Source organism: Sphingomonas sp. PWP1-2 (assembly GCF_049898305.1).
Lineage (GTDB): Bacteria > Pseudomonadota > Alphaproteobacteria > Sphingomonadales > Sphingomonadaceae > Sphingomonas > Sphingomonas glacialis.
Genome location: NZ_JAFCXM010000003.1, coordinates 292576 through 305296, shown reverse-complemented (window position 1 = coordinate 305296; position 12721 = coordinate 292576). Strand labels below are relative to the sequence as shown.

The following is a 12721-nucleotide window of genomic DNA, read 5'->3' as shown; positions in this document are numbered from 1 at the left end:
GTATGCGTAAAGTTGTGGCGGCGCTGGCTGCCGGTGTCGCGCTGGCCGGCCCGATCGCTGCGCGCCCGCAGGCCGCGCCCGTAGCGGCCCCTGCCCCCGCGCTTTCCCCCTACACCTACGAAGAAGTGATGGTCCCGATGCGCGACGGCGCGCGGCTCCAGACCGTGATCTTGCGTCCGCGGAACCAGACCGGACCGCTGCCGATCCTGTTCTCGCGCACCCCCTATGGCGTGCCCGACTCCGCGCCGAAGAAGACGCCGGGCAATCAAGTCGCGCTCGACCGTGACGGCTATATTTATGTCGAGCAGTCGATGCGCGGGCGCTTCAAGTCCGACGGCGTGTTTACGCTTTCCACCGCGGTGCATCCGGGCGATCCGAAGCAGGTCGACGAATCGACCGACGCCTATGACAGCATCGACTGGCTGGTGAAGAACGTGCCGCAAAACAGCGGCAAGGTCGGGATGTGGGGCGTGTCCTACCCGGGCTTCGCCGCGGCGATCGCGCTGATCGGCCCGCATCCCGCGCTGAAGGCGGTCAGCCCGCAGGCGGCTTGGGTCGATTACTGGCAGTCCGACGATCTTCACCGAAACGGCGCGCTACGCCTGTCGTATGCGACCGACTGGCTGGCAATGCTCCAGCTCGACAAGACGCAGGACACGTCGTTCCAATACGATCGCTACGACACGTACGACTGGTTCCTCGCCAAGGGCCCGGTCGAGCAGATCGACAAGACCGAGTTCAAGGGCAAGGTGCCGATGTTCACCGCCTTGCTCGACCATCCCAATCACGACGCCTTCTATACCGATCAGCGCTGGAGCGACCGGCTCGGCAAGACGACGGTGCCGACGCTCAACGTCGCGGGCTATTGGGATCAGGAAGATCCGTCGGGATCGTGGCAGATCTATTTCAAGCAGGCGCAGAACGACCCCGACCATCTCGCGACGATGGTCGCCGGCCCTTGGGCGCATGGCTGGTGGCAGCGGCCGACCAATGCGCTCGGGCCCATCCCGTACGGCGTGCCGAGCGGGACGCAGTTCCAGGAGCAGATCCAGGCGCCGTTCTTCGCCTATTGGCTCCACGGGACGGGCGCGAAGCCGACGACCGGCGTGAAAAGCTTCCGGAGCGGCAGCTGGGCGTGGAAGAGCTACACGGCGTGGCCGGCGGCAGGCACCAAGCCGACCGACCTGTATCTCCACGCCGACGGCTCGCTGTCGTTCAAGGCACCGGCACCGGGCGAAGCGTGCCGCGATTATGTGTCGGACCCGGCCAACCCGGTGCCGTTCCGCGCGCGCCCGATGTCCGGGACGTATCTGTCGCCCGACTGGTCGTGGTGGGAGGCGGCCGACCAGCGTTTCCTCGGCGGCCGGCCCGATGTGCTGAGCTATACGAGCGCGCCGCTCGAGAAGGATCTGACCGTGACGGGGCATGTCCTCGCGCAGCTTGCCGCCTCGACCAGCGGGACCGACAGCGACTTCGTCGTCAAGTTGATCGACGTCTATCCGGACAACCAAGTGCAGAACGCCGAATCGCCAAAGCCCGGCGACTATGCCAAGTCGCTCAACGGCTATCAGCTCCCGATCGCGATGGATGTCCGGCGCGGGCGTTTCCTTGCGAGCGACACGAACCCGCAGCCGCTGGTGCCGGGCAAGGTGACGCGCTGGGAAGTGGCGCTGCGCGAGCACGACCATGTGTTCTTGAAGGGCCACCGGCTGATGGTGCAGGTTCAGTCGAGCTGGTTCCCGGTAATCGACCGCAACCCGCAGCGCTTCGTACCCAATATCGCGCGGGCGAAGGCGGGGGATTTCGTCAAGGCGACGCAGCGTGTTTGCGCCGGCTCGAAGATCGTGCTGCCGGTAATGCCCTAAATCCCTCTCCTTCGGGAGAGGGTGGCCGAGCGCAGCGAGGTCGGGTGAGGACAGCGCACGCCGCCGGACCGCACTGCCCTTACCCTTCCCACGCCCTTTGGGTGCGGGCCCCTTCCCTCTCCCACAGGGAGAGGGAGATTAGTTCTTCATCCGCCAGCCGGTCTTGAAGATCCACGAGATGACGCCGAGGCACCCGACCAGGAACAGCGCGGTCACGCCCAGGCTTAAGCCTACCGACACGTCGCCCTTGTCGAAGAACGCCCAGCGGAAGCCGCTCACCAGATACACCACCGGGTTGAACAGGCTCACCGTCCGCCACGGCTGCGGCAGCATGTCGATCGAATAGAAGGCCCCGCCGAGGAAGGTCAGCGGCGTGATCAGCAGCGCGGGGATGAAGTTCAGCTGCTCGAAGCCGTTCGCCCACACGCCGATGATGAAGCCGAGCAGACTGAAGGTGATGCTCGTCAGCACGAGGAAGGCGAGCATCGCGACCGGATGGACGATGCTAAGCGGCACGAACAGCGACGCGGTGGCCAGGATGATCAGCCCGAGAACGATCGATTTGGTCGCCGCCGCGCCGACATATCCGATCACCATCTCCATCGCCGACACGGGAGCCGAGAGCAGCTCGTAAACGGTGCCGGTGAATTTGGGGAAATAGATGCCGATCGAGGCGTTCGAGATGCTCTGCGTCAGCAGCGAGAGCATGATCAGGCCGGGCACGATGAAGCTGCCATAGCCGACCCCGCCGACCGTGCTGATCTTCGACCCGATCGCCCCGCCGAACACGACGAAATAGAGCGAGGTGGTGATCACCGGCGTGACGAGGCTCTGCCACAAGGTGCGCAGCGCGCGCGCCATCTCGAAGCGATAGGTCGCCCAGATGCCGTGGAAATTGACCGCGGGGGCCTTGGTTGCGGCGTGCGTGCTCATGCAGCGATCCTCCCTATTTCCGTTCGTGCTGAGCCTGTCGAAGCACTGCCCGCCACGAGCGCACCGTCCGTTGAGAGCAGCCCTTCGACAGGCTCAGGGCGAACGGGTGGAAGAGATGCCCAGGCGCTCATGCCGCGTCCTTCTGTTCGACGAGGTCGACGAAAATGTCTTCGAGCGAGCTCTTGTGCGTCTCGAGATCGCGATAGCCGATGCCGAGCGTGCCGAGCTTCGCGAGCAACCCCGGAATGTCCTCATTCTCCGAATCGAAGGTGTAGAGCAATGTCGCGCCCTCATCCTCCAGTGCGAGGTTCCATGCCGCGAGATCGGCGGGCACTGCGGTCATCGGCGCCTGCAGCGCGATCAGCATCCGCCGCTTGCCGAACTTCTTCATCAGCGCGGCCTTCCGTTCGACCAGGATGATCCGCCCCTTGTCGATCACGCCGACTCGGTCGGCCATCTCCTCGGCCTCCTCGATGTAATGCGTCGTCAGGATGATCGTCGTGCCGCCAGCGCGGAGCTTGTGGACGAGCTTCCACATGTCGCGGCGCAAAGCCACGTCGACGCCTGCGGTCGGCTCGTCGAGGAACAGGATCTCGGGTTCGTGGCTGAGCGCCTTGGCGATCAGCACGCGGCGCTTCATGCCGCCCGACAGCTCGCGGATCTTGGCGTCGCGCTTCTCCCACAGCGACAGGTCGCGCAACACTTGCTCGATATGCGCGTCGTTCGGGCCCTTGCCGAACAGGCGGCGGCTGAACTTGACGGTGGCGAGCACGGTCTCGAACATGTCGACCGACAGTTCCTGTGGCACGAGGCCGATCGCGCGGCGCGCGCTGCGGAAATCCTTTTGCGCGTCATGGCCGAGCACCATCACGGTCCCCGTGCTGGGCGTGACGATCCCGCAGATGATCGAGATCAGCGTCGTCTTGCCCGCGCCGTTGGGCCCGAGCAACGCGAAGATCTCGCCGCGCGCGATGTCGAGATCGACCGGCTCGAGCGCGCGATGTCCCGAGGCGTAGGTCTTCGACACGCCCGCGATCGATAGAATGGTGTCCATGCTGCCCCCGATTGTTGTCGCGCAGATAGGGCGGTAGCGGGGAGATAACAACCGCTCGGTATGAAAGTCGCGATGCCTATCGCGCCGTCACCCCGGCCTCGTGCCGGGGTCCACTGTGCCGCGCGAACTGCCGCCGGACCGCGCGCCGCACGGTGGACCCCGGCACAAGGCCGGGGTGACGGGTGTTACTTGAGCCCAGCCGCGCGCGCTTCGGCGACCGCCTTTTGCAAGTCCTCGAGCGGGAGCGCGGAGGAAACCACCTTGGTGCCGATCACCCAGCTCGGCGTGCCGGTCATGCCGAGCGCGCGTGCGATCGTTGCGTTCGAGGTGATCTCCTGCTCGGCGCGCGGCGCATAGGCCGCGGCGCGCGCGGCATCGACGCCCGCGGTCTTCGCCGCCGCGGCGATGCTCTGCGTGCTGACCGGGCCGCCGGCATAGAGTGCGTCGTGGAACGCCTGGAACTTGCCCTGCTCGGCCGCCGCCAAGCTCATCCGCGCGGCATCGATGCTGCTTTGCGCGAGGATCGGGAAGTCGCGATAGACGATGCGGATCTTGGGGTCGCTCTTGAGCAGCGCCGCGATCGTCGGGAGGCTGGCGCGGCAATAGCCGCAATTGTAATCGAAATATTCGACGATGGTGACATCCGGGTTGGTGCTCCCCGCCCAGGCGCTGCCGACCGGCGTGTAGATCGCGCTGCGGTTCGCCGCGATCGTCTCGGCATGGCCGCGGTCACGCAAGGCGTCCATCGCCGCGGGCAGGATCTCGGGATGCGCCATCAGATAATCGTGCACCACGCCCTCGACGCGCGCGCGCTCACCGCCGCTTGCCGGGATCAGCCGCTCGAGGCTGGCAAAACCGGCCGCGCCGATCAGCCCCGCGACGAGCGCGAGGGTTATGGAATTCCAGGCCGGGCGCATCAGCGTTTCTTCTTATATTTCTTCGGGTTGTCGTCGATTTCGTTCTGCGCGGCGAGCGCGATGTCCTGCGCGCGGATCCAGTCGACGCTGTTGGGGGCGAGCCCTTGCATCGCGCCGCGCGCGCTATACGCGGCGAGCGGGACGTTGCCCGTCAGGCTCGCTTGCTCGGCGCTTGCCAGCATCGCGCGCGGCTGGTCGCCCATCGCCTCATAGACGGTGCCGAGCTGATACCAGGCGAAGGGATTTTCGTCGTCGCGCGCCACTGCCTGGCGCAGCACCTTGATCGCCTCGGGGTAATTCGCCTTGTCCTCGGTCGCGATCAGCGCGTGGCCGAAGGTCGTCGCGATCAGCGGCGCGTTGCGCGACAGCTCGGTCGCCTCGCGCAACGGGGCCAGCGCCTGGAGCGGCTTGCCTGCCTCGAGCAGGATCTGGCCCTGGATCTCTAGGAAATACGGATCATGCGGCGCAGCCTTGATCAGCGCGGCGGCCTCGGCATCGGCTTTCTCGGGGTAAGCCGATTTGTGCCAGGCATAGGCGCGGGCATAGTGCGCATAGAGGCTCTGATCCTCGTCGGGATAGGTGTTGAGCGTGGTCTTGGGGTCGGCGACATAGCCGAGCAGCTTGGCCTTGACGCGCTTGAACTGTTCCTCGAGCGCCTGGTCCGGCTTCTTGCCATAGGCCGGCGAGGCGATGACGTCGGCGGTGAGGCTGGCGATGCGCTCGCCCGACAGCGGATGGCTCTGCGCGAACGGGTCGATGTTCTTGAGGCCGTACGCATATTCCTCGTTCTGCAGCTTCTTGAAGAAGGTCAGCATGCCCTTGCCGGTGACGCCGGCCTCGCGCAGGAATTTCGCGCCGGTGGCGTCGGCCGTCGATTCCTGGACGCGGCTGAACGCGAGGAACTTGCCCTGCGCCGCGGTCGTGCCAGCCGAGAGGATCCCGGCCCCCGCCTCGGGCGCGCCCGCGGCGATCGCCGCGACGCCGAGCACCATACTGAGGATCGAGACGCCGAGCGCGGGCTTGATGCCCGCGTCCATCAGCACGACGTGCCCGTCGGCGACATGGCCGAGCTCGTGCGCGATCACGCCCTGGACTTGGTTGGCGTTGTCGGCGGCCTGGATCAGCCCCGAATGGACATAGATCGTCTGCCCGCCCGCGGTGAAAGCGTTGATCGAATCGTCGTTGATCAGGACGACCTTGACGTTCCTCGGCGAGAGCCCCGCCGCCAGGATCAGCGGACGCGACATGTCGTTGAACATCGCTTCGGTCTCGGCATCGCGCAGGATCGATTGCGCTGCCGCCGGTTGCGCCCAGGCGAGGAGGGAGAGCGCGCACGCCGCGAAGAGTCGCTTCATCCGCCCCGTATCGCCGAGATTGGCGGGCGGGGCAACGCCCATGCGGCGCTACGCCAGGCCGAACGGGACGACGTGATTGCCCGCCCCATGGCCAATTTCGGCGCGCCCGAGATAGCGCACCCCCATCTCGCCGCACCAGCGCGCGATCATCGTCTCGAGGCTTTCGCCCCACGGCGGTTCGTTGGCCTGGATATCGGTGACGTTGCCGAGCCGCACGCCCGCCAGCCCCTTCAACTGCGTCGCGTGCGCCATCGTGAAGAGCATCCGGTCGATGCGGTAGAGCGGTTCGGACACTTCCTCGATCAGCAGCACGTGATCGGTGAGATCGGGCAGCCACGGCGTGCCGATCAACGCGGTCAGGATCGCGAGGTTGAACGCGGCGGCGGGGTGGCCGTCGAGCCCGGGTTCGAGCACCGCGCGGTCCTTGGAGGCGAGCCAGCGCAAGCCCCGCGCGAAGGCGAAGCCGCCATCGCTGCGCCGCGCATCGAGAATCATCGGGCCGTGCGCCGGTCGCCCGATCTTGGCGGCATAGAGCGCGCCGAGCACGAAACCCATGTCCGAAAAGCCGAGATAGGTTTTCCGCCGCGCGGCCTCGCCGAGCTGCGGCATGACGGTGTTGAGGATGCGGTTCGAGCCATAGCCGCCGCGCGCGAACCAGATCGCGTCGAACGCAGGATCATTGGCGATTTCGAGAAACGCCGCCGCGCGCGCCGCGTCGGGGCCGGCAAAATGGCCGTCGGACAGAAAGCATTGCGGATGGAAGACGAGATCGACCGAGGGCATCGCCACCGCCGCAAGGCCGAGCGCCCGCGAGGCGAGTGCTTCGTCGATCCCCTTGGCGGGTGCCACGATCCCAATTCGCATGTTCAGCTCCGTTGCACTCCGTCGCTGCCCGCGATAGCCCCCGGCCATGAGCAACGGCAAATCATACTTCTTCGCCCCCTATTTCTTCGTAGGCATCGGCGGCAGCGGCATGATGCCGCTCGCGATGATCCTCGCCGGGCGCGGCGCGCGCGTGGCGGGTTCGGACCGTTCGCTCGATCGCGGTGCCCTGCCCGCCAAGTTCGCCGATCTTGCCGCAAAGGGCGTGACGCTGTTCCCGCAGGACGGCTCGGGCGTGACCTCGGCCGAACAAATCGTCGTCGCATCGGCCGCGGTGGAATCGACCGTCGCGGACATCGTGTCGGCGGAGCGCGTCGGCGCGGAGCGGCTCAGCCGGCCCGAACTGCTCGCCTCGCTGTTCAACGCGAGCGCGCTGCCGATCGGCGTTGCCGGGACGAGCGGCAAGTCGACCGTGACGGGGATGATCGGCTGGATCCTCCACGCCTGCGGGCGCGACCCGACCGTGATGAACGGCGCGGTGATGAAGAACTTTGCGAGCCCCGATGCGCCGTTTGCCAGCGCGCTGGTCGGCGCGGGCGAGGCGTTCGTCAGCGAAGTCGATGAGAGCGACGGGTCGATCGCGCTCTATGCGCCGAAGATCGCAGTGCTCAACAATGTCAGCCTCGACCATAAGTCGCTCGAGGAGTTGCGCGCGCTGTTCGGCGAGTTCGCAGGCAAGGCCGAGACGACGGTTCTTAATATCGGGGACGCCGAAACCGCCGCGCTCGCATCGACGCTCGACCCGGCAAAGCTCGTCACGTTCGCGGTCGATGCCGACGCCGACCTGAGCGCGCGCAACCTTGCGCCGGAGCCATTCGCCATCGGGTTCGACCTGATCGCCGATGGCGCGACCCACGCGGTCCGGCTCGCCGTTCCGGGGCGGCACAACGTGTCGAACGCGCTCGCGGCGCTTGGCGCGGCGCGCGCAGCCGGCGTGCCGCTTCCCGAAGCAATCGCCGCGATCGCTGGCTTCACCGGCCTCAAGCGCCGCTTCGAGCTGGTCGGCGAGGCTGACGGTGTCACCGTGCTCGACGATTTCGGGCACAACCCCGACAAGATCGCCGCGACGCTGGCGACGTTGCATGCTTTCCCCGGGCGGCTGCTCGTGCTGTTCCAGCCGCATGGCTACGGCCCGCTCAAGGTCATGCGGACCGAACTGGTCGCGATGTTCCGCGATGCGCTCGGCGGCGACGACCGGCTCGTCTTGCCCGACCCGGTCTATCAGGGCGGCACCGTCGCGCGCGAAGTGACCAGCGCCGACATCGTCGCCGAAATCGGTCCGCAAGCCCATCACCTCGCCGACCGCGCCGATGCCGCCGCGTGGATCATTGCGCAGGCGCGACCCGGCGACCGGATCGTGGTAATGGGGGCGCGCGACGATACACTGAGCCAGCTTGCTGCCGACATGTTGCCACAGATTGCCGCTAGACTGCGCTGACCTACAAGGAGCCGCCTTATGTTTCGCCGCCTGTTCCTCGATCACCCCGCCTCGGTCGGCGAGACCTTTGGCGAGCATTTCCTCGTCGCCTCGCGCTTTGGCATGACGATGATCGGTGGCGGGCTTGCCGGCGTGGTGCATGCGTTCCTGCCGTTCGCGTTCAAGACCACCGGGAGCCGCACAGTGATGCGGTTGAACGCGCAGATCGTGGCGAAGCGCGCGGCGGCGAGCGCGGATGAATTGCAGCGCCGCACCGTCGAATATGTGATCTGACCCCTTAATCCTCCCCGGCACGGGGAGGGGGACCGCTCGGCTTCTTCAGCCGAGGGGTGGAGGGGGGGCCACGTGCGCTGCGCCCGTTGCCAGCCCCCTCCACCGTTCGCTGAATGCTCACGGTCCCCCTCCCCGTGCCGGGGAGGAACTACATTCCCGAACGCGCGCTTCCCCGCTACAGCGTCGCGATGCTCCGCATCACCGAACTCAAGCTCCCGCTCCATCACGCCGACGAGGAACTGCCCGCCGCGATCCGCAATCGCTTGCGGATCACCCCGCGCGACCTCGTCCGCTTTTCTATCGCGCGGCGTGCACACGATGCGCGGATCAAGAGCGACATCCAGCTCGTCTATTCGGTCGACGTCACGCTCCGCAACGAAGCCCCTGTGCTCGCGCGCTTCAAGAAGGACCGCCACGTCCAGCCGACGCCGAACACGGCGTACAAATTCGTCGCCCAGGCCCCCGCGAATTATAGCGGCCCCCGCCCGGTCGTCATCGGCACCGGCCCGTGCGGCCTGTTCGCCGGGCTGATCCTCGCGCAGATGGGCTACAAGCCGATCATCGTCGATCGCGGCAAGGTCGTGCGCGAACGCACCAAGGACACTTGGGGGCTGTGGCGCAAGAGCGTGCTCAACCCCGAATCAAACGTCCAGTTCGGCGAGGGCGGCGCGGGGACCTTCTCCGACGGCAAGCTCTACAGCCGAATCAAGGACGCGCGGCATCTCGACCGCAAGGTGCTGATCGAGTTCGTCAAGGCGGGCGCGCCGCCCGAGATCCTGACCGAGGCGCACCCGCATATCGGCACCTTCCGCCTCGTCACGATGGTCGAGAGCATGCGCGCGACGATCGAGGCGCTCGGCGGCGAATATCGCTTCGAGACTCGTGTCGACGGGATAGACGTGGCGACGGCCGCCGATGGCTCGCGGAAAGTGCGCGGGCTGCACCTGCATACGGGCGATTATCTGGAAGCCGAACAGGTCGTGCTCGCGGTCGGCCACAGCGCGCGCGACACCTTTGCGATGCTGCATGACGAGGGCGTCTATCTCGAGGCCAAGCCCTTCTCGATCGGCGTCCGCATCGAGCATCCGCAATCGTGGATCGACGATGCGCGCTTCGGTCCCAATGCCGGCAACCCGATCCTCGGCGCGGCCGATTACGCGTTGTCGCACCACGCCAAGAACGGCCGCACCGCCTACAGCTTCTGCATGTGCCCGGGCGGAACGGTGGTAGCGGCGACATCGGAGGAGGGCCGCGTCGCGACCAACGGGATGAGCCAATATTCGCGCAACGAGCGCAACGCCAATTCGGGCCTCGTCGTCGGGATCGACCCGGCGCGCGATTATCCCGGCGACGCGCTCGCCGGCATCGCGCTGCAGCGCCATTGGGAATCGCGCGCCTTCGTCGCGGGCGGATCGACCTATGCCGCGCCGGCGCAATTGCTCGGCGATTTCCTTGCCGGGCGCGCCTCGACCAAGCTCGCCAGCGTCGTGCCGTCGTACAAGCCCGGCGTCCACATGACCGATCTCGCGGAATGCCTGCCCGAGTTCGCGGTGACCGCGATGCGCGAGGCGCTCGTCCAGTTCGGCCGCGAGATCCCCGGTTACGACCATCCCGACGCGGTGCTGACCGGCGTCGAGACGCGCACGTCCTCGCCGCTCCGCATCACGCGCGGCGACGATTTCCAGAGCCTCAACACTGCCGGGCTGTTCCCGGCGGGCGAAGGCGCCGGGTACGCCGGGGGGATTTTGTCGGCTGCAGTCGACGGGATCAAGGTGGCGGAGGCGGTCGCGCGGGCGATGGGCGCGTAAGTTCGGGTTGGTTCGCCCTCCCCGTCGTCACCCCGGGCTCGTCCCGGGGTCCACCGTGCCGCGCGAGCGGTCGCTGTAGTACGCGCATCCCGGTAGACCCCGGCACAAGGCCGGGGTGATGGAGAGGCACACCCGCAGCACAAACCGGGTGGAAAGCTCACTTGACAGACAAGCGACCTTGACTGTAAAGCTTCCTTCACAAACGTGAAAGGGAGCTTTCCATGTCGCGCACCGTTGCCGCCCGCCGCTATCAAGTCCGCACGCTCTGGCTGGCGCTGCTGTACGCCGCCGCGTTGCTTGGCGCGGTCTATGCCTTCAAGCATCAGCTCGTTGGCGGTCCGGCGGCGTGGGTCGTTGCGGTGCTGCCCGCGCTGCCGATCATCGGCGTGTTCGTCGCGATCGGGCGCTATCTGGTCGACGAGCAGGACGAATATCTGCGCATGCTGATGGTCCGCCAGACGCTGTGGGCGAGCGGCTTCGCGCTGAGCGCCGCGACTTTGTGGGGCTTCCTCGAGGCGTTCGACCTGGTCGGCCATGTCGAGCCCTATTATGTCGCCGTGCTGTGGTTTGGCGGATTGGGCCTGGGCAATTGCGCCGATCGCCTGTTCGGCGCGGACGCCGCGCTGTGAGCCGCCGCATCGACCCGGCCGACCGCGCCTATCTGCGCCGCTTCGTCCCGACGATGGCGCTCTATGTCGTGCTGGTCTGGGCATCGCCCTTCCTGATCCGCGCGCTCCACGCCGAGGGGCCGCTGCTGTGGCTGATCGCCTTGCTCCCCGCGTTCCCGCTCAGCGCGGTGTTCTGGATCATCGGGCGCTATCTGATCGACCTGCGCGACGAATATCGGCGGATGCTCGAAGTGCGCAAGGCGCTGGTCGCGACGGGCTTTGCGATGACGCTGGCGACCGGCTGGGGGTTTCTCGAAGTCTATGCTCACGCGCCGCACGTGCCGCTGTTCTTCGTGCCGATCGCATGGTTTGCCGGGCTGGGCCTCGGATCGGCGGTCAACGCCGTGATCGAGCGGCGCGGCGAGGACGCGGCATGATCAACCGCCTCAAGGTGCTCCGCGCCGAGCGCAACTGGAGCCAGGGCGATCTCGCCGAGCGGCTCGACGTATCGCGCCAAAGCGTCAACGCGATCGAGACCGGGCGCTACGATCCCTCGCTCCCGCTCGCCTTCCGCATCGCCGAACTGTTCGAGCTTCCGATCGAAGCGATTTTCGCCAGTCCCTCCAAAGGAGATGTAGCGTGAAGCCTGTCGTCAAAGCCTGCCTCGTTGCCGCGCTCGCACTGCTTCTCGCCACGCCCGCCCTCGCGGCGCCGCTTGCGGCGACACCCGAGGTGCGGTTGCCGCATATCTCGATCGTGACGATCGGCACGGGCAGCCCGGTGATCCTTATCCCCGGCCTCGCCTCCCCGCGCGCAGTGTGGGACGGGGTCGCCCCCGCACTCGCTTCGAAGCACCGCGTCATCCTGGTCCAAGTCAACGGCTTCGGCGGCGACGATCCGGGGGCCAATCTCCAGCCAGGCGTGCTCGACGGGATCGTCGCCGATCTCGACGGTTATATTGCGGCGGAGAAGCTGCAGGATGCGCTGGTCGTCGGGCATTCGATGGGCGGGCTGGTTGGCCTGATGCTGGCAAAAGCGCATCCGACCGATCTGGCGCGGCTGATGATCGTCGATTCGCTGCCGTTCTTCGCGGTGATCATGGCCCCGCCCGGGGTCGATCCGACGCCCGCGATGGTCGCGCCCTATGCCGCCAAGATGCGCGACGGGATCGTCGCGACCTATGGCAAGCCGCTGAGCGAAGAGATGGTCGCGGCGCAGACGCGCGGACTCGCGCTCAAGCCCGGCAGCGTCGTGACGATGTCAGGCTGGGCGAAGGCCGCCGATCCGCGCGTCACCGGCGAGGCGATGTACGAGGATCTGACGACCGACCTGCGTCCGTCGCTCGCGACGATCGCGACGCCGATGACGATGCTCTATCCGTGGAATGCCGCATCGTTGCCCAAGGCGAAGGCCGACGCCTTCTATCGCAAGCAATACGCCGCCGCGGCGCATATCGCCTTCGCCGACATTGCCGAGAGTGCGCACATGGTGATGCTCGACCAGCCCAACGCGTTCAAGGCGGCGGTGCTCGCCTTCGTCGAGGCGAAGTAAAGGGCCAACGCGCCCCTGTTCCCCGGCGCAGGCCGGG

At 66.9% G+C, this 12721-nt stretch carries 13 protein-coding genes; 8 read left to right on the top strand and 5 right to left on the bottom strand.

The genetic code is table 11. From position 1 onward, the window contains the following. The first annotated feature begins 2 nt into the window (after nucleotides 1-2). Nucleotides 3-1865, top strand: a complete 1863-nt coding sequence (locus ACP7C5_RS09885) for a CocE/NonD family hydrolase (protein WP_426264105.1) — start codon at nucleotides 3-5, stop codon at nucleotides 1863-1865. Nucleotides 1866-2003: 138 nt separating this feature from the next. Here the strand turns inward: ACP7C5_RS09885 and ACP7C5_RS09880 are convergent, their stop codons facing one another. From ACP7C5_RS09880 to ACP7C5_RS09860, 5 genes are all read right to left on the bottom strand, one after another. Further along, nucleotides 2004-2798: an ABC transporter permease gene (locus ACP7C5_RS09880; RefSeq protein ID WP_426264104.1), complete on the bottom strand. Its 795-nt coding sequence runs from the start codon at nucleotides 2796-2798 to the stop codon at nucleotides 2004-2006. Between the two features lie 127 nt (nucleotides 2799-2925). Then, nucleotides 2926-3852, bottom strand: a complete 927-nt coding sequence (locus ACP7C5_RS09875; RefSeq protein ID WP_426264103.1) for an ABC transporter ATP-binding protein — start codon at nucleotides 3850-3852, stop codon at nucleotides 2926-2928. A gap of 185 nt (nucleotides 3853-4037) precedes the next feature. Further along, nucleotides 4038-4769: a DsbA family protein gene (locus ACP7C5_RS09870; RefSeq protein ID WP_426264102.1), complete on the bottom strand. Its 732-nt coding sequence runs from the start codon at nucleotides 4767-4769 to the stop codon at nucleotides 4038-4040. Then, nucleotides 4769-6124, bottom strand: coding sequence for a M48 family metalloprotease (locus ACP7C5_RS09865; protein WP_426264280.1), 1356 nt, complete (start codon nucleotides 6122-6124; stop codon nucleotides 4769-4771). The genes ACP7C5_RS09870 and ACP7C5_RS09865 overlap by 1 nt, the downstream gene beginning before the upstream one ends. A gap of 48 nt (nucleotides 6125-6172) precedes the next feature. Further along, nucleotides 6173-6988, bottom strand: a complete 816-nt coding sequence (locus tag ACP7C5_RS09860; protein ID WP_426264101.1) for an LD-carboxypeptidase — start codon at nucleotides 6986-6988, stop codon at nucleotides 6173-6175. Nucleotides 6989-7034: 46 nt separating this feature from the next. On the opposite strand from ACP7C5_RS09860, the gene ACP7C5_RS09855 reads away from it, so the two are divergent. The 7 genes from ACP7C5_RS09855 to ACP7C5_RS09825 all read left to right on the top strand — a co-directional run bounded on the left by ACP7C5_RS09855 (nucleotide 7035) and on the right by ACP7C5_RS09825 (nucleotide 12684). Beyond that, nucleotides 7035-8444, top strand: a complete 1410-nt coding sequence (locus ACP7C5_RS09855; protein WP_426264100.1) for a UDP-N-acetylmuramate--L-alanine ligase — start codon at nucleotides 7035-7037, stop codon at nucleotides 8442-8444. A gap of 18 nt (nucleotides 8445-8462) precedes the next feature. Continuing rightward, nucleotides 8463-8717, top strand: coding sequence for a DUF6356 family protein (locus ACP7C5_RS09850; RefSeq protein ID WP_133186524.1), 255 nt, complete (start codon nucleotides 8463-8465; stop codon nucleotides 8715-8717). A 188-nt stretch (nucleotides 8718-8905) separates the two neighbouring features. Beyond that, complete coding sequence (locus ACP7C5_RS09845; RefSeq protein ID WP_426264279.1) at nucleotides 8906-10525, top strand: NAD(P)/FAD-dependent oxidoreductase; 1620 nt, start codon at nucleotides 8906-8908, stop codon at nucleotides 10523-10525. A gap of 221 nt (nucleotides 10526-10746) precedes the next feature. Then, nucleotides 10747-11154 carry a hypothetical protein gene (locus tag ACP7C5_RS09840; RefSeq protein WP_426264099.1) on the top strand — a complete coding sequence of 136 codons (408 nt, stop codon included), beginning with the start codon at nucleotides 10747-10749 and terminating at the stop codon, nucleotides 11152-11154. Then, entirely contained in the window at nucleotides 11151-11570 is a 420-nt protein-coding gene (locus ACP7C5_RS09835) for a hypothetical protein (protein ID WP_426264098.1), read from the top strand. Before ACP7C5_RS09840 ends, ACP7C5_RS09835 begins: the two co-directional genes overlap by 4 nt. After that, nucleotides 11567-11776 (top strand): helix-turn-helix transcriptional regulator, encoded by a 210-nt coding sequence (locus tag ACP7C5_RS09830; RefSeq protein ID WP_133186518.1) that lies wholly within the window; start codon nucleotides 11567-11569, stop codon nucleotides 11774-11776. Before ACP7C5_RS09835 ends, ACP7C5_RS09830 begins: the two co-directional genes overlap by 4 nt. After that, entirely contained in the window at nucleotides 11773-12684 is a 912-nt protein-coding gene (locus ACP7C5_RS09825) for an alpha/beta fold hydrolase (protein WP_426264097.1), read from the top strand. The genes ACP7C5_RS09830 and ACP7C5_RS09825 overlap by 4 nt, the downstream gene beginning before the upstream one ends. Nucleotides 12685-12721 lie beyond the last annotated feature (37 nt).